Below are 20,659 nucleotides of genomic sequence, written 5' to 3' on the forward strand. Positions count from 1 at the left end.
CGCAACGACCGGCAGAATTCCCACCTCTCCAGCCCGATGGCGGCGGCACAGCCGCCATCGGTTCGTCCCGAGAGCACAGCTGTCCGTCTCCACGGCAGCACAGCTGTCCGTCTCCACGGCACCTTCCGCACTCGGCGCCCGGCCGCGAGGAAAGGTCCCCGTAGGAGCGCCGTCCAGCCCGAACCAGGGAACGTACTGGCTGCGGCCCCACACCTGCCGGAAGCGCCGACCACCACCGGCCGCGCCGCGCCCTCAACGGAGCACCATCCATGTCCTACGACAACCTCGTGGTCGTGCTGGCGGTGTCCACCGCCATCCCCTTCCTTCTCGCCCTGGCCCCGCGCCTTCCCATCCCCAGCGCGGTACTGGAACTGGTCGTCGGCATCGTCCTTGGACCGGCCGTCCTCAACGCGGTCCGCGCGGACACCGCCGTCACCGCACTGGCCACCATCGGCCTCGGCTTCCTGCTCTTCCTGGCCGGTCTGGAAATCGACACCCGGCAACTGCGCGGCGTACGCGCCCGGCTCGTCGGCATCGGCCTCGTCGGCACCCTCGCCCTGGCCGCCGTCGCCGGATGGCTCCTCACTCGTGCGGGAGCGGCGGAAGACCCTCTGCTGATCGGCACAGCACTCACGGCCACCTCCCTCGGGCTGCTCGTTCCTGTCCTCAAGGACTCGGGCACGACCGACCGGCCGGTAGGTCAACTGACCATAGGCGGAGCCTCAGCGGGAGAAGTCCTCGCCATTGTGCTCCTGGCGCTGTTCTTCTCCGAGCATTCCACCAGCATCGGCTCCAAACTCCTCCTCCTGCTCAGCCTCGTCGCACTGGCCGCCACCGTGGTGGCGGTCAGCCTCCGGGCCAAGACCTCCACCCGGCTGACCCACACCGTCAACACACTTGCCGACACCAGCGCACAAGTACGCGTCCGCCTGTCGATGCTCCTGGTCGTGGGAGCATCCGCGATCGCTATGAGATTCGGCTTCGAAGCCATCCTCGGGACGTTCATCGCCGGCGCCGCGCTGCGGCTCATCGACCCGGATCCCGATCAGACCCACCCTCAGTTCCACACCAAACTCAACGGCATGGGCTACGGATTCCTCGTCCCCGTCTTCTTCGTCACCAGCGGCATCCAGTTCAACCTCGGCGCCCTGTTCGCCAACGCCTCAACGGTGCTCCGCGTCCCTCTGTTTCTGGCCGCACTTCTCCTGGCGCGCGGTCTGCCCGCACTCCTCTACCGCTCCGGCGGCCTGACCCGAACCGAATCCATCGCCAGCGGACTCCTCCAGGCCACCTCACTGCCCGTCATCGTCGCGGCGGCCACCATAGGGCTCAGGCTCAACACCATTTCATCCGCGACCGCCTCCGCACTGATCGCCGCCGGTCTTCTCTCCGTCGTCCTCTTCCCTCCGGCAGCCCTCGCCCTCCTACGCGGAGAAACCCGCCGTCACAACGCTCAGCCAACCGCGGTTCACCACGGAGGCCAGATCTGAAACCTCACACCGATGTCGGCCCGCACAACGGCCGCTCGGCCTTCCGGGCTGCCTCGTGCACCCGACTTGATCGGGCACAAGATGTCGGGTCCGGCATGGTAGGTGGGACGGCCAGCCGTTCGAGGATCGCCAGGACAGCGGAGTGGTCCGCCGCTCCAAGAGCGGTCCACCAGGTGTCGCCGGACGGCAGCCGCGTGGACCGGACGGGCCCGCTCGGTGGCTCGGCGCCCGTCATCAGTGACAACGACGTCCACACCGCCGACCGCGCGCTCGCGGGTTATCAACCCTCGTTCTTCCATCCGAGTGAGGTGATGGGACAGCCTGCTGCGATGGACACCCATGAGTTCGGCCAAGCGGCTCTGCCGCAGCCGACCGCCGCCTGTCTCGACGACGCGGGTGAGTACGCCGAAGTCGGGTCCGAGAGCCCTGTGGAGGGCCCGGAGGACAGAGGCGAGGCCAGGAAATACATGACGGACCGTCAGGAATTCACATACGGCTCGGGGACTGGGAGGCGGCCGGGCAGTGTCCGAGTAAAAGATCCGGCACGCTCCTTGACAGTCCGCGTCGCGGTGACGGAGATTGCTCAGCGGAAGACAACGTTGTCAATAGCGGTACGCCCCTCCGTACCGCGCGGGAGGCAGTCTCGTGCGCACCCAAGACGAACCGTTCGATAGGCGCGGATTCCTGTTGGCGGGCGGTGGTGCGGCGGCGCTCGTCGCGCTCGGGAGCGGCGGTTCCGCCGTCGCGGCGGGCCGGGGCGCCGCTCCGGCCCTGTCCTCGCCCGCCGCCGTGACAGTGGCACAGGCCACGAGGACCGTACGGCGTGTCACGGCTGTCGACTTCATGAATCCGCTCACCGGCGCGCTGACGACATCGCCGGACACCGCGTGCGGCAAGACGTTCCCGGGCGCGGTCACTCCCTTCGGGCTTGTCCAGCTGTCCCCGGACACGGTGAGCGGCGGTGACAACGGCAGTGGTTACTCGGCCGATATGACCACGATCGAGGGGTTCAGCTTTCTGCACCTGGGCGGTATCGGGTGCTACGGCGATCTGGGCAATCTCCAGGTGATGCCGGAGACCGGAGACCTCGTCGTGGACCGTGACGCGGCCAAGAGTCCATTCGGCAAGGACACCGAGGTCGCGGAGGCGGGCTACTACAGCGTCGAGCTGGACCGCTACCGGGTGCGGACGGAGCTGACCGCCGGCGAGCGCGCCGGCATCCTGCGCTTCACGTTCCACGAGGCCGGCACCGGACGGCTCAAGGTGGATCTGGCCCGCCGTATCGGCTTCGACGGATCGCACACCGTGGCGCAGGAGTTCAGGCTCGTGGACAGGCATACGGTCGAGGGCTCGATGCGGTCGGACCGCTCGGGCGGCGGCTGGATCTGCGGCAACGGCCCCAGCTACACGGTGTACTTCTCCATGCGGTTCGAGCAGCCCATCGCCTCACTCGGCACCTGGGACGGCGACAAGGTCACGCGCGGCGCACACGAGCAGACCAGCGCGAGCGACAGCGCCGGTTTCTTCGTGGAGTTCCCCGTCAAGGCCGGGCAGCGGATCCAGGTGAAGGCCGGGATCTCGTTCACGAGCGTGGCCGGAGCCCGGGGCAATCTCGCCGACTCCATCGACGGCTGGGACTTCGACCGGGTCAGGACGCGGGCCCGTGGCGCCTGGTCGAAGGTGGCCGGGAAGGTGAAGGCGACCGGCGGTACGGACAAGCAGCGCGAGATCTTCTATTCCGCGCTCTACCACACCATGATCGACCCACGGATCTCCGGGGACGCGGACGGCTCCTCGCGGTTCGGCGAGGGCCCCGTACGGCACCACGACTTCACCGTACGCACCGTGTTCAGCGGCTGGGACGTCTTCCGCACGCAGTTCCCCCTGCTGTCGATCATCGACGAGCAGGTGGTCTCGGACCAGGTCAATACCCTGGTCGCGCTGACCGAGTCGGGCGCGGTCAAGGGGCTCGCCCGCTGGGAGTTGCTCGGGACGGACACCGACACCATGGTCGGTGACCCGGCGGTCAACATCATCGCCGAGGCCTATCTCAAGGGTGTGCGGGGCTTCGACGTCGAGAAGGCGTACGGCTACTGCCGCGATGTGGCCCTGGGGCCGGCCGAGCGGTCCAATCGCAACGATTTCCAGAACTGGACGAAGCTCGGCTACTGCGTCGACACCAGCCTGTCCAAGACGCTGGAGAACGCGTACTCCGACTTCGCGCTGGCGCGGTTCGCCGAGGCGACGGGGCACCATGATGACGCCGCGGCGCTGGACACGACCGCGCGGAACTACCGCAATGTATTCAACAAGGATGTGGGCTGGTTCCGCGGGCGCAACGCGGACGGTACGTGGATGGGTGACCAGGACGGCTGCGTCGAGTCCAACCCGGAGCAGCAGGGCTGGTTCGTTCCGCACGACGTGGAAGGTCTCGTCGGTCTCCTCGGTGGCCGGGAGAACTTCAACACCCGGCTCAACGACATCTTCGAGCAGACGCCGCCCGAGGACATGATGAAGTGGAACGACAAGTACAACCACTCCAACGAGCCGGTTCACCAGATGGCTTTCATGTTCGTGCACACGGGCGCGCCGTGGCTGACGCAGAAGTGGTCCCGGTACATCTGCGAGCACGCGTACAGCACGGGTCCCGCCGGGCTGGCGGGCAACGACGACTGCGGGCAGATGTCGGCGTGGTACGTGATGGCCGCGTCCGGCTTCTATCCGGTCAACCCGGCGAGCACGGTCTACGCGCTGGGCAGTCCGCTGTTCCCCGAGGTCACGTACACCACGAGCCGCGGCACACGGTTCACGGTGGAGGCGGTGCACAACTCCGGCACGAACATCTACGTGCAGTCGGCGAAGCTCAACGGACGGCCGCTGCACCGAGCCTGGATCACACACGAGGAGATCGTCTCCGGCGGGCGGCTGACGCTCGTGATGGGTTCCCGTCCGAACAAGAGCTGGGGCAGCGATCCACGTGACGCTCCGCCGGCCTCGGTAGGGCCGGTCCGGCCGCGTGCCGGGCGGTAGGCGGAGCGCCGGCGGCGTGTGACGCGTGGAGGAGAAGCTCGTCGATCGCCTCGCCATCCAGTTCGTGGAGGCGTCCACGCCTCCGTCGGCGAAGAACGTGAGGAGCGGTGTCAGGTGACCCGGGCCCAGAAACTGGTGAGGGTTTCCGCCGCTTCTTGCGGTCTCCGCAGCATCCACCAGTGTGCGGTTCCGTGCAGCACGGCGCGCGGAGCTTATCGGGAACACCTGTCGCTGCGGGAGACCAAGAATCGTCCCGCAATCCCTGGCGGGCGCGCGACGACAGCCACGGCACCTCGCCGCATTGTCGGAACGTCCCTATACACCCAGTATGGGGACGCCCCTCCGCCTTGCGATCCACCGCATCCGACGCCGCGCTCTGATCCACCAGGGATCACGGAACAGCCCTTATCGACTATCCCCCGAACCATCCCGAGCAATTGCTACTGACACCACCATTGCACACCTTGAAGCGGGCGTTGAAACCGGAAGCGTTGGTACTGAAATAGAAGGGCTCCGGCGGCCCGTCATAGCCGTTGCTGTTCCGCGCCACCTCCGTGGTCGACCCCCAAGCGCCAGCGGGGGTCAGCGCCTGCACGTAGAGCCGCGGCCCCAGTCCGTCCTTGGCGTAGTCGTGCAGAAGACCTTCGACGACTATGCCTTCCGAGTTGCCGCCAGTGCCCACGACGCACTGCAGATCGAATTCGGCGTAGGCCCCCATGTCCGAAGACCAGTCACCAGTGTGCCCACAATAGGCCGCTGCCGATGACTCTGCCGCCTGGGCAGGCGCGATGGAGAGCCCCAGGGCCAGGACGGCACCGGCGATACCAGTGACTACCGGCATACCACTTATTCTCACGGCGTTTCCTCTCTAGGGGAATCGAACTCTTTTTGCTTCTTCGCGAGGGAAGACCGACCTTGCGAACAGGACAAGCCGTGCCACGGGTCGGCTGCGATTGCGCTGGTGCCACTGTGCTCGTGTGACCTTGGAGGAACCTTGAGAAAATCTTGCATCGCCAGGCAAGGAGTCGTGATGGCGTGGACGCCGCGACGCCGGCGGCAGCACAAGCGTTGTGAGGGGCCGGAATTCCAACTGGGCCCGCTGACGTGGACGGACGTCTCACATGGCGTGCTCTTCGAGTCGACCGGCCAGCGCGTCTTCTCCCTGGCGCGCTACCTCGTTCACACCGACAGGTGCGCCTGGGTGGACGACAATGGCAACCCGTCTTCCGTGCAATCGCCTATTTCTTGGCCCTCTTGGTGAACAGCCTTGTCCCGTCGTTGAGATGCCGCCAGCCTGGCAGCGCCGACGTTCCTCTGGCGCAACGTGGTCACACCTCATCGGGGCGGTGCCGGGCTGCGGGCGAGTGGTGACTACTCGGTGGCGGCCGCGCTGAAGACTGGTCGCCCGAATACATCCAGTATGCGAGCGCCCCTCCGCCCTGCGATCCACCGCATCTGACACCGCGCACTGATCCACCAGGGATCACGGGACAGCCCTCAGGGAGCGATCGTGAGGTCCTCGATCAGTCCGGAGCGTAGCGTGAAGCGGTAGCGGAAATCGGCGCGCCCGCCGGGGAAGTTGCCCTCCAGCCGATTCGTTACGACCCAGTGTGTGTCGCCCCGTTGCTCTGCGCCGAGCCGTTCGATGGTGAAAGTGAACTCGCTCGCCGACGTTGGCGCCGTCGTTCGCGAAGCGGTGTGCCAGTGCGCTGCGCAGGGCCCCGACGGCGCCGGTGATCAGGACGGTCGACCCCGACCGGGCGTGTTTCGAAAGTAGCGCCGTCCGCCCGGAGTATGGAGCCCGCGGCGTCCGGTGCGCGCGATCGCAAGGCGGAGGATCGGCATCGTCGATGGACTGGATGTACTCCGATGACTCTGCCGACTCTGACGAATCCGACGACTCCGACGACTCCGATAACGCGGCGAGCGCCCGTGCCAGGCGTCGCGGGCCAGGCGAGATTTTCGCAACACGACCTGGATGCACACTCATCGAATGTCACCGTGGTCGACCGCCGCGGCCCCGCTGGGAAGCCGCTCCAGGGGAAGGCTGGCCTCCCGGCTCACCTCACCGCGGCAAGCTCATCACCAGGCCCCCGTCGATGACGACGTCCTGGCCCACGATGTAGCGGGACCGCGGCGACAGGAGGAAACCGACGGCGTACGCGATGTCCTCCGGCGTCCCGTTGTCCCCGGCCGGGACCGCAGCGGCGGTGGCCTCCCGCCCGGCCTCACTCGGCACGAACGAGTCGTACATCGGCGTGCGGATGTAGCCAGGGCTCACCGAATTCACGCGGATTCCCTCGTGAGCGAGATCGGTCCCGAGGGAGCGCGCGAGATTGTGGACGGCCGCCTTGGTGGCCGCGTAGACCGCCGCCGGGAACATGCCCCGGTGCATGGTCCAGGAGGCATTGAGGACGATCGAGCCGCCGCCCGCCTGCCGCAGCAGCGGAAGGGCCTTCTTCACCATGAAGAAGACACCCTTGAAATTCACCGCCACCAGTTCGTCGAAATCGTCCTCGTCGGTGTCGTGGATGGTCTTGAAGATTCCGGACCCCGCGTTGGCGAAAAGGCCGTCGAGCCGGCCGTACCGCTCACTGATCTGGTGCATGAGCGCATCCATGCCCAGGAGATCCGCAGCGTCCGCTTGCACCGGCAGGAGCCGGGAACCCTGGTCAGAGACGTCCCGAAGCTGTTCGCAAGCCGTCATCAACCGCTCATTATTCCGCCCCGTCACGACCACCCGCGCACCGCTCTCAAGAAGATGGCGCACGGTGGAAAACCCGATACCGCTCGTGCCGCCGGTCACGAGCAGCACCGTATCGGTGAGACCGCTCTGCCGGGTGTCCGTCTGCGTCGACGTCATTTTTGCTCCGTCTTTCCTTTACCGCTTCTGCTCGGCCCGGCGGGCGCCGGATCCGCTGTATTTCATTCCCCATCGCTCGGAAGTTCTCAGGAAAAGGCCCGAGTGGGATCCTCACCGGTTTCCCAGGAGACGCCCAGTCGTCGGCGAGCGAGCTGCCCGCCGTCCGCGGTGCGGACGATTCCCACGTATACGGTCCGCCCATGGCGTACGGCTAATTCTGCAGGTGCGGTTCGGGTACCGCGACGCACCACATGTAGGAGATACCGGCCGCCATGTCGCCGACGACGTCAAACTCCATGTTGAGGATGCCCGAATTCCATCAGCGCGTCCCCATCCTTGCCGTCCACGGCGCGCCAGCCACGGATCATCAAGGAGCACATTCCCTTGTCGGCCCAGCAGGTGATGCCGACCTGGTCGAGAGCGTCGACAATGCCGTGTTCGCGGGCCGTGCGGACGTCCTGGACCGCTCCTGTCAGAGCCGGGCAAGGCCCACCGGAGCCGACCGGACGGGTCCGCGATGACCTTCACGTCTATGCCCTGTTGCTTGTGTCCGAGGCAGTAGGCCGCCGCGACCCAGCTCGCGGAACTCGTACGCGACCACCGGAATCCAAGCGCTGTCCCATGATCCCTGGTGGATCACGGGACAGCCCTCAGGCCACGCACCACGGGTGGTGTCACAAGATCGACGCCCTTCCGGTCTACGTTGTCGAGCCGACAATCAAAAGGGAGAGGACGTTGTGAAAGTAGCGTGGGACGTGGGTCTGTCCCGGCCGGCTTCCCGGCGCGACCATGATGCCGACGTGAACGTATATGTAGAGGATGTGGACAGCGCAAGGCGGACTGTCACAGCAGCAGCACATTGGAAGGGCAGTCAGCCGGACGCAATGGAGCGTTCGGGACTTTCCTTCCTCCGGGCAGAGCCGGCGGCATCCGTGCTCAATGATGTCCAGTCGGAGTGTGGCATTTCACACGGTGTATGACTGAGGCTGCCACCCTTCTTCACAACATGCTCGAAGACGACAAAGCAAGGTGCTGATGTCAACTCAGGACGCCCATGAAAGCGGGATACCCCCGCGGGGCCGGAGGACGACTGGTCCGGGGACACCCGGCCCGTCGGCGAGGCCCACGACCATGCGGATCAGCGTCGCCGTGTACGCGGAGGATGTGATCCTGCACGCTGGGACAATTCACCTGCTGCGCCAGCGGCCGGAGATCGAGCTGGTGCCGGACGAGGAGGCAGGCAACGCCCAGATCTCGCTCGTCGTGGCGGACTTTGTGAACGAGTCCACCGTCCGGCGGCTGCAGCGGCTACAGCGCAACACCGCCACCCGCACCGGCCTGATAGTGAGGTTCTTCGAGGTCGACGCCATACAGACGATGCTTGAGTGCGGCGTCGCCGCGGTGCTGCCCCGAGCCGACGCCGACCAGGACGAACTGATACATCTGATAACCAAGATGGCCATGGGAGAAGGTTTTCTGTCCGGCGAGTTGCTCGGCAAACTCATTTACCACGTCGGCAGCTCCCAGCGCGCCTACCTCGGCCCCAGGAGGCTGACCCTGTCCGCACGCGAGGCCGCCATGCTCAGACTCGTGGCGGAGGGTTTCAAGACGGCCGAGATCGCACAGAAAACCTCCTATTCCGAACGCACCGTCAAGAACGTGCTGCATGGGCTCATCACTCGGCTCGACGTGCGCAATCGGACCCAGGCTGTCGCCTTCGCCACGCGGCACGGACTGATCTGACCGGTCCACCGCGGTGCCGGCGACAGAACGTGGAACGCCACAATTTCGCCGCCCGGTCATGGGCGAGATGGGCGGCACAGCGTGAGCGATTCGGAGCACTGCCTGACCAAGGGCTGTCCCGTAATCTCAGATCACACCAGTGTCCGGCCGAGGAACCCATGCATATAGCCACTGATGGTGTCCAGTTGGCTTTCCAGGGCGAAGTGCCCGGCAGGCAGGAGGTGAATCTCCGCCTCGGGAAGGTCGCGGGCGAAAGACCGTGCACCATCGGGACCGAAGATCTCGTCTCCCTCGCCCCACACTGCCAGCAACGGCACCTGGCTCGTGCGGAAGTACTCCTGGAGCTCCGGATAACCCTCGACATTGGTCGGGTAGTCGCGGAACAGCGCGAGTTGGACCTCGTCGTTGCCGGGCCGCTCAAGCAGGACCTGGTCGTGCTCCCAAGCTTCCGGGTCAACGAGAGTGCGGTCCGGGACGCCGTTCTCGTACTGCCAGCGTGTGGTCTCTGGTTTGAACTTCTCGCGCGCGCCCGGCTCCGTATCGGGCCCGGGCGCCGACGCGTAGGCGAACAGCGAGTCCCAGAACGGCTGGGCGAATCCCTCCATATACGCGTTGCCGCTCTGTGACGTGATCGTGGTGACGTCATAGGAGGGATTGAGAGCCAGCCGCCAGCCGATGGGCGCGCCGTAGTCGTGCACGTAGATGGAGAAACTGCTGATGTTGAGGTGGTCCAACAGCCCGGCGGTTACAGCGGCGAGATGGTCGAAGGTGTAGTCGAACTCGTCCACCGTGGGCATGGCGGACTGTCCGTAGCCGATATGGTCCGGGGCTATGACGCGGTACCGGTCCGCCAGTGCGGGGATCAGCGTGCGGAACATGCGCGAGCTACTCGGGAAACCGTGCAGCAATAGCACGACCGGTGCGTCGCTGGGGCCGGCCTCGCGGTAGAAGACCTTCTGACCGTTGATCGTCGCCGTCTTGTGATGAGTGGGGAGCACGCCAACCTCCATGGCTACTTCCTGGAGCAGCTCTGCTCTGACCAGCCCCAGGATGTGATGACGTAGGGCGCCTCCCAGGCATCACGGACGACGCACGTCACTTACTGTCAACCAAAAATGTAATCCTGACAGCAAACGCGGGCAACATGTGAGATGCATGCCGTGATGTCAAATTGCATTAATTATACGACGCATCCTCACTTTCCGCCGCAGCGCACTCGACGACCAACTGTCCATCGCCCGTGTTGCGGAGTTGGCTGAGAGGTGGGTGTGTCAATTCAGCGGCCAATCTCGTTTGTTACGAATCAGTTTTCAACCCGTAGTGGGCCGGCCTTCGAGCTGGTCTGGAAAATTGAGCCGCTCCGATGAGGAGCTCCGCCTGGTCACGTCGGGTAAGGGCTGTCCCCTGCCGGGCGGCCGCAACACGGCTGACGATCGCCGGTTCGGATGACCGGCGATCGTCGCAACCATTCAAGCTCTCCCCACCTTGAGCTTCCCGTGGAGAACGTTCAGGCAGCGCTCGACGAACAGGGCGTCGGCAACCTCGGCGATCTCCTTCCGTACCGCCCGGCGGGTGCGTTCCCGAAGGCCCGGAGCAAAGGCTCAGAGCCGCCGTTGCGGTTCGTCCGTCGGTCGTGGTCAATGACGCGGTAGGACCGGTTGGCCGTCGGGATCCAGCGGAAGTGTGGAATCACTCGTTGGCCGGCGGGACGTCGGCAGATGTCGGGACCGCCGGATCGGGGAGAAAAACAAGATCAGCGCGGCGAGCGGAACCCCCGCTGTCGTGATCGCCATGGCGGTCCGGATACCGAGCGCGGTTCCGAGCGCGCCGCCGAGCAGCGCTCCGAGAGGGATTGTCCCGTAACTGAGGAATGCTGTGCTTGCGGTGAGGCGACCGAGGAGCTCCGGCGGACAGTAGCGTTGCTGGAAGCTCACCTTGATGATGTTGCCGGCTACGACGCCTGCGGAGACACAGAAGCCGCCTGTCACAAAGAGCAGGATCCCGAATCCGTCGACGGTCAGCGGGATGAGCAGAGCGAACATCGGAAGACCCAGCTCGAACAGCAGAGTCGCGCGGGCCGTGCCGATCCGGCTGGCGACGCGGCGTGCGGCGAAGGCCCCGGCAACGCCTCCGGCGCTGGTAGCCGCGATGAGTGCGCCAACCGGCCCGGGAGTCAGGCCGACGCTCCGGACCAAGAAGACCACCTGGATCAACTGATATCCCATCAGCGCCAGGTTGGAGGCGGCTCCGAAAAATACCAGTGTGCGGAACCATGGATCGTTGGCGATCAGCCGCAGCCCTTCGCGGACGTCACTGGCCATTGCTCTGGGGCGAGGTTCGCTCTTGTTGACGCGTGGTTCGCGGTGCCGGATGCCTGCCAGACACAGAAGGGAGACGAGGAATGTCGCGGCGTTGGCGAACATCCCGTTCACGGCACCTGTCAACTGTGCGATCAGACCGCCGGAACCGAGCCCCGCGATCTGCGCGGCGGACGCGCTGCCGTGCAGTTTGGCGTTGCCCTCGGGCTGGTCATCGGATTCCAGAATGCTGGGGAGATAGGCGCTGTAAGCGGTCTGGAAAAACACCGCTGCCGTGCCCGTCAGCAGTGCGACGGTCAGCAGCAGCCCGATGCTCAACCACCCGAACCATGCGGCCACCGGGACGCCGGTGAAGAGTAAGAGAGAGATCCCGGCGGCGGCCAGCATGATCGGTCTGCGCCGCAGCCGGTCCACCCAGACACCGACAGGGAGACCGATGATCAGCCAAGGAGTCCAGGCGGCGGCGCTCAGTAGACCGACCTCGAAGGTGCTGGCGTGCAAGGTGGAGACGGCGACCAGTGGCATTGTCACGCCGGTGACGGACGTTCCGAACTTGCTGGTGGTCTCGCCGCACCACAACAGGCGGAAATCGCGGTGGCGGCGCAGGAGGCCATCGCGTACGCCCTGGCTCATGTGGTGCCACGTCGCTTACGGGGGAAGGACTGGAGCTGGACAACGACAGGGAGCGAGTCCGGTGCGGGCTCGGCGTCCGGGTCAGGGGTATGGCGGGCGATGACGGCCATCAGTTCCGCGTTGAGCGCCTCCAACTGGTGCGGTGTCATCCGCAGATCACGCCAGTCCGAGATGGTGCCGGCGCTCCGCCATCTGTCGTCCCAGTCCTCGCTGAGGTACTTGATGACCCGGCTGAAGTACTGCTGCACCAGTTCATGCAGGTAAACCGAGAGTGCGCCCCGGGTGTCGGAATCATCGCGGAAATCGGTGGTGTTCAGCTCGTTGGTGACGCCGACCCTTCTCCACCAGCGCTCGCGTCTTGTACCCCGTCCGGTTTCCTCCTCAATGAAGCCGTGCTCGGCGAGGTGGCGCAGGTGCCAGCTGACGGTACCGGTGTTCTCCCCAAGGCGTTCGGCGAGACCCGTGGAGGTGGCGGGACCGTCCAGACTGAGCAGTTCAAAGATCTTCATCCGCAGCGGATGAGCCAGCCCCCGCAGGCTGCGCGCATCAATGCGCCGGGTCGGCTTGGCAGAGTGTGGTGCGCGTTCGGGCTCGGACATGTGAGCAGAATATATTGCAGAGTATTCTCTGCATAGAGCCCTCTGCAGAGAAGGCTCTGCATCATGGGGCCCGCTGCCGGCTCGGTTGGCGAAGCCGCGGCTGGGAATCCAACAGCACGAAAGCCTTGGAGCCGACCAGGCCGGCACGGAGAACCAGCCCGGCTACCCCGTGGTCGTCGACCAGCGGACCGTCTTCCGGCCGCTCTTGGCCGCGGTCTCGGTGTGGGCACATGGGTCACTCGCCGGATGGCTACTGGGCGTGTTTCGAAAGTCCCGCCTGGCCCCCGACGCCTGACCCGCACGCTCGCCGCGTTGTCGGAGTCGTCCGAGTACATCCAGTACGAGGACGATCCTCCGCCTCGCGACGCACCGCATCCGACGCCGCGCGCTGGACAGGACAGTGGGCCCGATGGGCTCAGTGGAGGCAGAGGCAGAACGGATGGCCGGCCGGGTCCGCGTAGATCCGCCAGTTGGCCTCCGGGCGGAGCTGGTCCGTCCGCTCCAGCACGGTCGCGCCGAGGGCGAGCGCCCGCTTCTCTTCTCCGTCGAGGTCGTCCACGTCGAAGTCCAGGTGGAGCTGCTGCGGGCGCTCCTGGCCGGGCCATTCGGGCGGCTGGTAGCCGACCACCCGCTGGCAGGCCAGAGGTGTCCCCTCGAACCCGTGCACCTCGACCCAGTCGGGATCCTCAGGGTCCGCGATCACCCGGCCGCCGAGCAGATCCGCGTAGAACTCAGCGAGCCGTACCGGATCAGCGCAGTCCAGCGCGACCGCCTGCAGCTTTCGAATCACTTCCGACGCCCCTCGCTCCTCGGCCGCTTCCACGACGCCCCCGTACGGGAGGGGTCGTACCCGCCACCGGTGCGGGCATGCCCGGCGGCACGCCGGACCGCCGCCGGGCGTCGCCCGGAATGGAGGCGGCGGCGTGACGTGCGTGGCCCTTCCCGGTGCGTGATGGTGGACGGCCGCTGCCTCCGCACCGATATCCGGTCGTAGAAGCCCAGGCCGGTCGACTGAATCCCCGTGAAATCAGGCCGTATCCGGCAGCGCCCGTACCCATGTACGGTCCTCAGTCAGGTAGGCGTCGATAACGAGACCTGCCTGAGCCAACGCCTGTTCGAAGTCATCATCGCTCAGTGGGCAGGACAAGAAGGTCTGCGTCCAGCGCTCGTCAGAAAACACGTATTCGACGTGGACGGAACGCACCCCCGGGCGAACCGGCTCAGAAGACACCACTCGGATGAGACCGCCGGATACCGCCCGCTCACGCGGAAGATCCTCGTGGCGCCCAGGTCCTTCTCGCTGGATCAGGACACACCCGTCATCCTTCACATGCAGTCGGCACGTCTCCAACAGCTCCTGCCGAAGCCCCGGAGCGGCAGCGTGCACCAGGAATGATCCGAGCAGAACAACGTCAAAGCGAGTGTCGAGTCGCAGTGACTCAATCGCGCTGCGGACGGTACGGGCGCCACTGACCCGCCCGAGCATCTCGGATGACTCATCGACGGCGGTCACCGAGAACCCACGCCGCACCAGCGGATGCGTGATGCGGCCGACGCCGGAGCCCAGTTCCAGGATGTCGGCCCCCGCACGGACAGCGCCCTGGACGATGTCAGGCTCATCACCCGCCGGCAGGCGCTCGTACAACTCGACGGCACACCCGTCCGGTGTGATCGAACCTCGTCCTGTCCCGGAATGTCCTTGGCGACCTCGCTGGCTCATGGGCTCATCGGAACACAACCGAGGTGGCGGCGAAAGAGCACGCACCGCGTCATGAGGCTCCCCTCGTGGCGTGGAGTCCATGATCGCCCTCACTCCTGACGCACCCTCAGATCCAGGTTCGGGCATCACCCGGCCGCTCCTCCGGGCCGACCGACGCTTCGAGATCGGACTCCACCCACAGGGATCCGGACCGCACACAACGCGCCAGGTCAGCGCACTCGACCGCGTGGTTTCAGCGCCACCGGCGGCAGTTCCGGAGCCGACAGCCGGCTGCCGTCGTAGCCCGTCACCTCGCCAAAGCGGGACCCTTCCATCCAGTCCTTCCGGGCCGCCTCAACTTCTTCGTGTGAACGCGCGATGTAGTTCCACCACATACCACACCTTCCCCGTCTTGGTGCAGGTCAGGGACGTGCGGACCATCGGCGGTCAGCATACCGTCAGCATCGGTCCCCCCGAGGAGACAGCACGACCATGGCAACCAAGACGTTGGCCCGCGGCATGGGCACCTTCTTCAAGGACTGCATCCACCCCGAGTCCCGGTGGTCCAAGTGCCCCCACGAGTACAAGATCCGGTACCGCGACGCGGCCAGCAAACAGACCGAGGAATCCGGCTACGCAACCCAAGACGATGCTATCGACCGCCTCACGGAGGTCTACACCGCCAAGAGGGCCGCACCTCCCAATCAAGCCAGGGCCGACCGCATCAAAAAATACGGCGCAATGCGGTTCGAGGAATACGCCAACGAGTGGAAGGCCGGCCAGCGTGATCTGGCCGCAAGCTCTCTCCGGCACCTCGACTCGCTCCTGAAGCACCATCTCTTCCCCGCCCTCGGCAGCCGCCGGATGAACACCTTCGACCACAAGGTCGTCGACCGCTTCATCCAGACCATGGAACGCAACAACGCGGGCCTGGCAACCCAGTCCAACGCCTTCGACAAGCTCAAGTCCATCCTCCTCGACGCCCACCGTCTGGGGCTCTTCAGCGAGAACCCTCTGGAAGGCGTCAAGCCCCCTCAGTACGACCCCGAGCGCGCCGTCATACCCTCCCCAGCACAGCTCCGCGAGATACGTACCGCCGGCGACGACACCTTCCTGCTCTTCGCCGACCTCATGAGCGGCTGCGGCATGCGGAACGGGGAAGCTGCGGCCGTCAACATCAAGAACATCGTGGCCGACAACGTGTACCGGATCAGCGAACAGGTCAACCAGACCACCGGGAGCTACGGGCGGCTCAAGCACCGCAAGCTAGGCGAATACCGCGACGTCCCTCTCCCCTCACAGATAAAGGACACCATCGAGTGGTACGCACACAAGCACGGCACTGTGGACGGTTACCTGCTCCGGCACCCGCAGAACCCCGCCAAGGCATTCCCTTACTACTACCTAGGGAACCAGTGGCAGAGGATCAAGAAGGCGAACACAACAGACATCCCGACCGGCATGGTCATGTACGGCTTCCGCCACTTTTTCGCCTCCAACTGCCTCACCCACGGCATCCCCATCACCGACGTCGCCGAATGGATGGGGCACAACAGCCTGGACATCACGTTCAAGATCTACCGCCACCTCATGCCCGGCTCGATCAGCAAGGCGGCCAAGATCCTGGACATGGGCCTGGCTGCCTGAAGCGAAGAGTCCCCACTCCGAGAGGAGTGGGGACTCTTCGCCCTGCCTGCTGCAAAAAGCGTGATGTGTACACAACCCGTTTGGCCAATAATCCAGGTTGCGACCGCGCAGAATTCCTGCAGGCGCTAACCCAGTTTCTGCTGTTTGACCCATGCTTGCACCTCGGACACCCTGAACTGAATCTTCGCATTACGGCCCCGCCCGAACTTATAGGGGGTCAGCCCAAGAGCCGGTGCGTCCCTGTATACCCAGGCGACCGACATGTTCAGGTATTCAGCGGTCTCCCGTACATTCATGAACTGCGTGGCCATCTTCCGTCCTCCACGGGTTCCATACGTATCCAGACCCAGCAGTTTGGGGGAAACCATCGATTCGGCCCGACTGGCCTTCTGTGATAGTGAGGCTGAATTCCCCAGGCGGCCGACCTGTTCGGTACGGCGTCGCATGCCGCGTGTCATCGGCCTCGCCCGGCCTGTGGGTAGCACCCGGACCGGCCGCGCGACGATCCGCTGGTGGTTGAGGAAGAAGCTGGGCCGACTTGGATCAGGGGGCGCCGATCCGAGGTTCACGCTCCCTCATTGATGGATGCCGCCGACGACCTTGCCCGTCCTCTCCAGGACCGCGAAGTCCGCGTCGACCGCGAAACCCTCACCCCTATCGCATCCATCTCAGCGCCGAGAGCTACACCGGATACACAACGGGAGGTGCGCCGGGAGTGAAGCGCGCAGCAAGGAGTACTGCGTCGTCGAAGAGATATTGTCCGGCGAGTGTCGCCAAGATGTCATCGCACAGCGACTCCAGCGGTGGGGGCTGAAACCTCGCACGACGGTGTGCAGCAACCAGGGTGTCGCACATGTACGTGATACCGGTAGAGATCTCACGAAGACGAGTCTCAACCAGTCCGTCGGTGTAGAGGAAAATGGTCGAACCCAGGGGGATGTCCAACTCGGTGGTTTCCATACCCTCACCGCCCAGGCCAATCGGTGTTCCCGTAGGCACGTCCAAGGGGAATGCCTCTCCTCGATCGTTCAGCAAGACGGGCGGCACATGCCCTGCAGCCGACAGCGCCAAGGTTCGCGCCTTGCTGTCGTATACAACACAAACGCAGGTGGCCAACCCCTCGCTGCCGAGCCGAGCTGACTGGGCATCTAAGCGCCTCAGCACTTCATGCGGAGGCAGTCCCAGCTCAACTAGTAGCTGAAGCGTGCTCCGCATCTGGCTCATAATGGCGACGGAGAGCGTAGAGGGTCCCATCACGTCTCCCACGACCAGAGCAATCTTATTCTCACCTAAACGGAAGGCGTCGTACCAATCTCCGCCGGCGTGGTCCCGTACGGCTGGTAGGTAGTGGTACGCCAGTTCTACGCCGTCCAGCCTCGGCAGGTGATCCGGGAGAAGCCGACGCCAGTCCTCGGTTGCTTCATCGGCGCTCCCAGCGCCCGACGAAGAATGCCGCGCCTCATTGCCCTGGGCGGCTCGCAGCCACACTGCATGCAAGACCGCTTGATCTTCCTCCGGCCGCCCGCCAGGGGTCTGCGAGGCAAGGATTTCTACCAGCGCGTCAACAACCTTCCACTTCGGCATCCGCTGGCTGCTGAAGGCGTCGTGCACCGTGCTTCTCGAGATGCCTGAATGTCGCAATTGTGCGGCGATGTCTGCAAGGCTTGGCAGACCCGCATGCAGATGGAGCCTGTGCAAAGCGGCGTTAAGTTCCGCGTGCGCGCCACGCAGCTCCGGCTTCCGCAAATACCCGGCTCGTCCCATCTCGCGTGTCCCCCGTCCGCAACCATCGGAATCCGTCCGAGAATCATGCCATCCCGTCAGAGGGCGTTGTGTGGTGTCCGAAGGCATGGCGATCCGGCAGCAAGCATCCAGGGGCTCCATGGTCAGCGAAGGATGCAAGGCACCAGCCCGGACCCGTCCAGGGAACGGCAACGACCCGGGAGCCATCGCCATGAAGAAGCAAGCCGAGCAACCAAAGTCGTCCAACACCACATTGCGCCGACTCACACGCAGTGCATTGTTCGCTCTTGTCCGAGGCACCGCTACAGCTGCGGGGACTGTAAAACTAACGGCGGATCTGATGATCAAGAGAGAGACGCCAGATGACCGAGACCGCCGTTGAACCCCACGAGGCCACCGCGCCGTCGGCGAGTGGGACAAGTGACGAGCAGTTGATCGCGATGCTCGTGGACCGGGCCCGTACGGAGGGCCTGCAACTGACCGGCGAGGGCGGGTTGTTGCAGCAGCTGACCAAGCGGGTCCTGGAGTCGGCCCTGGAGGGCGAGATCACTGACCACGTCGGCTATGACAAGCACGACGCGGCCGGGAAGAACAGCGGCAACAGCCGCAACGGCACCCGGTCCAAGACTGTGCTGACCGATGTCGGGCCGGTTGAGGCGAGGGTGCCGCGCGACACCGCCGGCACCTTCGAGCCGCAGATCGTCAAGAAGCGACAGCGGCGGCTGACCGGGGTGGACGAGATGGTGCTCTCACTCTCGGCCAAGGGCCTCACCCACGGTGAGATCGCCGCGCATCTCGCCGAGGTATACGGAGTGGAAACCTCCAAACAGACCATCTCCAACATCACAGACAAGGTGATGGAGGGCATGGCCGAGTGGGCCAACCGCCCCCTCGATCCCGTCTATCCGGTCCTGTTCGTGGACGCCATCAACGTCAAGATCCGAGACGGGAAGGTCGCGAACCGTCCGATCTACGTCGTCATGGCCGTCACCGTCGAGGGCACCCGCGACATCCTCGGAATCTGGGCCGGCGACGGCGGTGAGGGCGCCAAGTTCTGGCTGCAGATCTTCACCGAGCTGAAGAACCGCGGCCTGGACGACTGCCTGATGCTGGTCTGTGACGGGCTGAAGGGCCTCCCCGACGCGGTGGAGACCGTCTGGCCTCGCACGATCGTCCAGACCTGTGTGATCCACTTGCTGCGGAACTCGTTCCGTTACGCGGCCCGGCAGGACTGGGACAAGATGGCCAAGGCCCTCAAGCCCGTCTACACCGCACCCAGCGAGGCCGCCGCGACCGAGCGGTTCCTGGAGTTCTCCGAAACCTGGGGGACCAAGTACCCGGCCGTGATCAAGCTGTGGTCCGACGCCTGGGCCGAGTTCGTGCCCTTCCTCTCGTTCGACGTGGAGATCCGCAAGGTGATCTGTTCCACGAACGCAATCGAGAGCGTCAACGCCCGCATACGCAAGGCCGTTCGGTCCCGCGGGCACTTCCCGAACGAAGCCGCCGCGCTCAAGTGCGTGTATATGGCGCTGATGAGCCTGGACCCCACTGGCCAGGGACGACGACGCTGGACCATGCGTTGGAAGGCGCCGCTGAACGCCTTCCAAATCGCCTTCGAGGGCCGCCTCACCCCCACCAACCACTGACCCCTCAACCACCAAGATCAGCCGTTAACTTTACAGACCCGTACGAAGGCGACGAGTTCAAGGACGACTTCTCCGTCCGCTACATCAATCGGGAAGAAAACCAGGAAGCAGGCCGTCGCCTGGGCGCCTGGTATCACAGTGACCGGATCCTCGACTGGGAAGCCTTCACCGTCACCATCGGCGACTGACACTCCAGCACTGATACTCCGGTAAACCAAGGCAGGGCCGTCCCCATTCGGGGGCGGCCCTGCGGTCCCTTCGACGCGGCTCAGGCGGTGGCGGTCCGCCAGATCTGAACCAGACAGAACTGATCCTCCCCGCCCAGAGCGGCTTCATGACCGGCGGGCGTGGCCAACACGTCGGAACAACCCTGCAGAGGAGAGGTGAAAGGACCCGCATCCGGGTTGAACACCCACTGCCACCGCATCCGGTACGTGCCCGGCGACGGCAACACCAGCGGAATCTCCCTCAGCCCGCCGTCGACGGTCTGCAAACCAAGCTCGCCCTCAGGCAGGTCCACCTCGACCTCCTCGCACCCCGCCCACTGACCGGGCGGCAGCGCCGGTGCACTGGTCCACGACTCCAGACGTATCACCGTCGTGCCCACCTCCGAGGGCACCTGCAGATACACCAGGCCCGGCCCGGGAAGCAGCCACTTCGATCTGTCCGCATCGTCATCGAACGTTTCAGCCCCCATAGTCGTGTCGACCAGCCCGAACAGCCGATAGCTCGCCGACACCGTCGTATCGCAGGAATCCAGCAACCTACCCATCAAGCACCTCGCAAGTCGGGGGAAACACCGCTCAATGGCGGCGCCGCCACCGACTGTAAACGCAAGGAAGGAGGCATGTTCCGTAGAAGTCAGCTACGAGCCGCGTTACCCGAGAAGGGCCCGCTGGTGCTCCCGGGTCGCGCCGGCCGCCTCTCGTACGTCCGGATCCCCAGTGTGCGGCGACTTTATGGACGGTGAAGTCGGCCCGAGGCGCGGTTCCGGCCTCGGCGGCCGGTCCGTTTGCCCGGACCGCTTCCCGCACCCGGCGTGCCCGTTTCCGAGCACCGGGCGCTCCACAAGCCCTGTGCAGGACCTGCGTATTGTCCCCATCCAGGCCGGGCCAAGGGGTCGGACTGTTCGTTCCCCGGTAGCGGCAACGTGAAGCTTCCCCTTGATCGTGGACACCTGGAGACTGGGATCAGAGTGGTTCCAGAGGAAGCAGTGACCAGGTGGCAAGCAAGTACACGAAGCGGTAC

General features: G+C 65.2%; 16 protein-coding genes and 2 pseudogenes. 5 read left to right on the plus strand and 13 right to left on the minus strand.

What is annotated here, in order from left to right; genetic code table 11:
- Nucleotides 1-269 precede the first annotated feature (269 nt).
- Nucleotides 270-1,490 carry a cation:proton antiporter gene (locus PV679_RS32150; RefSeq protein WP_319684314.1) on the plus strand — a complete coding sequence of 407 codons (1,221 nt, stop codon included), beginning with the start codon at nucleotides 270-272 and terminating at the stop codon, nucleotides 1,488-1,490.
- On the opposite strand, the gene PV679_RS36270 is transcribed toward PV679_RS32150, so the two are convergent.
- On the minus strand, nucleotides 1,469-2,077 hold the full coding sequence (locus tag PV679_RS36270; protein WP_416069849.1) for a MarR family transcriptional regulator: 609 nt from the start codon (nucleotides 2,075-2,077) through the stop codon (nucleotides 1,469-1,471). The genes PV679_RS32150 and PV679_RS36270 overlap by 22 nt on opposite strands.
- Nucleotides 2,078-2,135: 58 nt before the next feature.
- On the opposite strand from PV679_RS36270, the gene PV679_RS32155 reads away from it, so the two are divergent.
- Nucleotides 2,136-4,520 carry a GH92 family glycosyl hydrolase gene (locus PV679_RS32155; RefSeq protein WP_319684316.1) on the plus strand — a complete coding sequence of 795 codons (2,385 nt, stop codon included), beginning with the start codon at nucleotides 2,136-2,138 and terminating at the stop codon, nucleotides 4,518-4,520.
- A gap of 412 nt (nucleotides 4,521-4,932) precedes the next feature.
- On the opposite strand, the gene PV679_RS32160 is transcribed toward PV679_RS32155, so the two are convergent.
- The 3 genes and pseudogenes from PV679_RS32160 to PV679_RS32170 all read right to left on the minus strand — a co-directional run.
- Nucleotides 4,933-5,361, minus strand: a complete 429-nt coding sequence (locus PV679_RS32160) for a hypothetical protein (RefSeq protein WP_319684318.1) — start codon at nucleotides 5,359-5,361, stop codon at nucleotides 4,933-4,935.
- Nucleotides 5,362-6,585: 1,224 nt separating this feature from the next.
- Complete coding sequence (locus PV679_RS32165; protein ID WP_319684320.1) at nucleotides 6,586-7,383, minus strand: SDR family NAD(P)-dependent oxidoreductase; 798 nt, start codon at nucleotides 7,381-7,383, stop codon at nucleotides 6,586-6,588.
- Nucleotides 7,384-7,763: 380 nt separating this feature from the next.
- Nucleotides 7,764-7,914, minus strand: a pseudogene (locus tag PV679_RS32170) (IS5/IS1182 family transposase); the annotation flags it as partial.
- 504 nt (nucleotides 7,915-8,418) lie between these two features.
- Here PV679_RS32170 and PV679_RS32175 point away from each other — a divergent pair.
- Nucleotides 8,419-9,126 (plus strand): response regulator transcription factor, encoded by a 708-nt coding sequence (locus PV679_RS32175; RefSeq protein WP_416069846.1) that lies wholly within the window; start codon nucleotides 8,419-8,421, stop codon nucleotides 9,124-9,126.
- Nucleotides 9,127-9,257: 131 nt separating this feature from the next.
- Here the strand turns inward: PV679_RS32175 and PV679_RS32180 are convergent, their stop codons facing one another.
- The 6 genes and pseudogenes from PV679_RS32180 to PV679_RS32205 form a co-directional block, all read right to left on the minus strand.
- On the minus strand, nucleotides 9,258-10,124 hold the full coding sequence (locus PV679_RS32180) for an alpha/beta hydrolase (protein WP_319684322.1): 867 nt from the start codon (nucleotides 10,122-10,124) through the stop codon (nucleotides 9,258-9,260).
- Between the two features lie 639 nt (nucleotides 10,125-10,763).
- Complete coding sequence (locus PV679_RS32185; protein WP_319684324.1) at nucleotides 10,764-12,077, minus strand: MFS transporter; 1,314 nt, start codon at nucleotides 12,075-12,077, stop codon at nucleotides 10,764-10,766.
- The gene (locus tag PV679_RS32190) at nucleotides 12,074-12,676 is read right to left on the minus strand and encodes a helix-turn-helix domain-containing protein (protein WP_319684326.1); all 603 of its coding nucleotides are present in this window, start codon (nucleotides 12,674-12,676) and stop codon (nucleotides 12,074-12,076) included. Before PV679_RS32190 ends, PV679_RS32185 begins: the two co-directional genes overlap by 4 nt.
- 415 nt (nucleotides 12,677-13,091) lie before the next feature.
- The gene (locus tag PV679_RS32195; RefSeq protein WP_319684327.1) at nucleotides 13,092-13,466 is read right to left on the minus strand and encodes a VOC family protein; all 375 of its coding nucleotides are present in this window, start codon (nucleotides 13,464-13,466) and stop codon (nucleotides 13,092-13,094) included.
- A gap of 237 nt (nucleotides 13,467-13,703) precedes the next feature.
- Nucleotides 13,704-14,396 carry a class I SAM-dependent methyltransferase gene (locus PV679_RS32200; protein ID WP_319684328.1) on the minus strand — a complete coding sequence of 231 codons (693 nt, stop codon included), beginning with the start codon at nucleotides 14,394-14,396 and terminating at the stop codon, nucleotides 13,704-13,706.
- A 209-nt stretch (nucleotides 14,397-14,605) separates the two neighbouring features.
- A pseudogene (locus PV679_RS32205) lies at nucleotides 14,606-14,770 on the minus strand (pirin family protein); the annotation flags it as partial.
- Nucleotides 14,771-14,867: 97 nt separating this feature from the next.
- On the opposite strand from PV679_RS32205, the gene PV679_RS32210 reads away from it, so the two are divergent.
- Nucleotides 14,868-16,022 carry a tyrosine-type recombinase/integrase gene (locus tag PV679_RS32210; protein WP_319684329.1) on the plus strand — a complete coding sequence of 385 codons (1,155 nt, stop codon included), beginning with the start codon at nucleotides 14,868-14,870 and terminating at the stop codon, nucleotides 16,020-16,022.
- Between the two features lie 125 nt (nucleotides 16,023-16,147).
- Here PV679_RS32210 and PV679_RS32215 read toward each other — a convergent pair whose 3' ends face one another.
- The gene (locus PV679_RS32215; protein WP_319684331.1) at nucleotides 16,148-16,333 is read right to left on the minus strand and encodes a helix-turn-helix domain-containing protein; all 186 of its coding nucleotides are present in this window, start codon (nucleotides 16,331-16,333) and stop codon (nucleotides 16,148-16,150) included.
- Nucleotides 16,334-16,703: 370 nt separating this feature from the next.
- Nucleotides 16,704-17,786 (minus strand): PP2C family protein-serine/threonine phosphatase, encoded by a 1,083-nt coding sequence (locus tag PV679_RS32220; protein WP_319684334.1) that lies wholly within the window; start codon nucleotides 17,784-17,786, stop codon nucleotides 16,704-16,706.
- 341 nt (nucleotides 17,787-18,127) lie between these two features.
- Here PV679_RS32220 and PV679_RS32225 point away from each other — a divergent pair, with 341 nt between their 5' ends.
- On the plus strand, nucleotides 18,128-19,411 hold the full coding sequence (locus PV679_RS32225) for an IS256 family transposase (RefSeq protein WP_416069847.1): 1,284 nt from the start codon (nucleotides 18,128-18,130) through the stop codon (nucleotides 19,409-19,411).
- A 268-nt stretch (nucleotides 19,412-19,679) separates the two neighbouring features.
- Here the strand turns inward: PV679_RS32225 and PV679_RS32230 are convergent, their stop codons facing one another.
- Nucleotides 19,680-20,183, minus strand: coding sequence for a hypothetical protein (locus PV679_RS32230; RefSeq protein WP_319684337.1), 504 nt, complete (start codon nucleotides 20,181-20,183; stop codon nucleotides 19,680-19,682).
- Nucleotides 20,184-20,659 lie beyond the last annotated feature (476 nt).

It is taken from the genome of Streptomyces sp. AK02-01A (assembly GCF_033795305.1).
GTDB lineage: Bacteria > Actinomycetota > Actinomycetes > Streptomycetales > Streptomycetaceae > Streptomyces.

Coding starts and splice junctions, on each gene's coding strand:
- PV679_RS32150 (WP_319684314.1), top strand. CDS start 270: ATGTCCTACGACAACCTCGTGGTCGTGCTGGCGGTGTCCACCGCCATC.
- PV679_RS32210 (WP_319684329.1), top strand. CDS start 14,868: ATGGCAACCAAGACGTTGGCCCGCGGCATGGGCACCTTCTTCAAGGAC.
- PV679_RS32230 (WP_319684337.1), bottom strand. CDS start 20,183: ATGGGTAGGTTGCTGGATTCCTGCGATACGACGGTGTCGGCGAGCTAT.
- PV679_RS32165 (WP_319684320.1), bottom strand. CDS start 7,383: ATGACGTCGACGCAGACGGACACCCGGCAGAGCGGTCTCACCGATACG.
- PV679_RS32215 (WP_319684331.1), bottom strand. CDS start 16,333: ATGGCCACGCAGTTCATGAATGTACGGGAGACCGCTGAATACCTGAAC.
- PV679_RS32185 (WP_319684324.1), bottom strand. CDS start 12,077: ATGAGCCAGGGCGTACGCGATGGCCTCCTGCGCCGCCACCGCGATTTC.
- PV679_RS32160 (WP_319684318.1), bottom strand. CDS start 5,361: ATGCCGGTAGTCACTGGTATCGCCGGTGCCGTCCTGGCCCTGGGGCTC.
- PV679_RS32200 (WP_319684328.1), bottom strand. CDS start 14,396: ATGAGCCAGCGAGGTCGCCAAGGACATTCCGGGACAGGACGAGGTTCG.
- PV679_RS32225 (WP_416069847.1), top strand. CDS start 18,128: ATGACCGAGACCGCCGTTGAACCCCACGAGGCCACCGCGCCGTCGGCG.
- PV679_RS32190 (WP_319684326.1), bottom strand. CDS start 12,676: ATGTCCGAGCCCGAACGCGCACCACACTCTGCCAAGCCGACCCGGCGC.
- PV679_RS32220 (WP_319684334.1), bottom strand. CDS start 17,786: ATGGGACGAGCCGGGTATTTGCGGAAGCCGGAGCTGCGTGGCGCGCAC.
- PV679_RS32175 (WP_416069846.1), top strand. CDS start 8,419: ATGTCAACTCAGGACGCCCATGAAAGCGGGATACCCCCGCGGGGCCGG.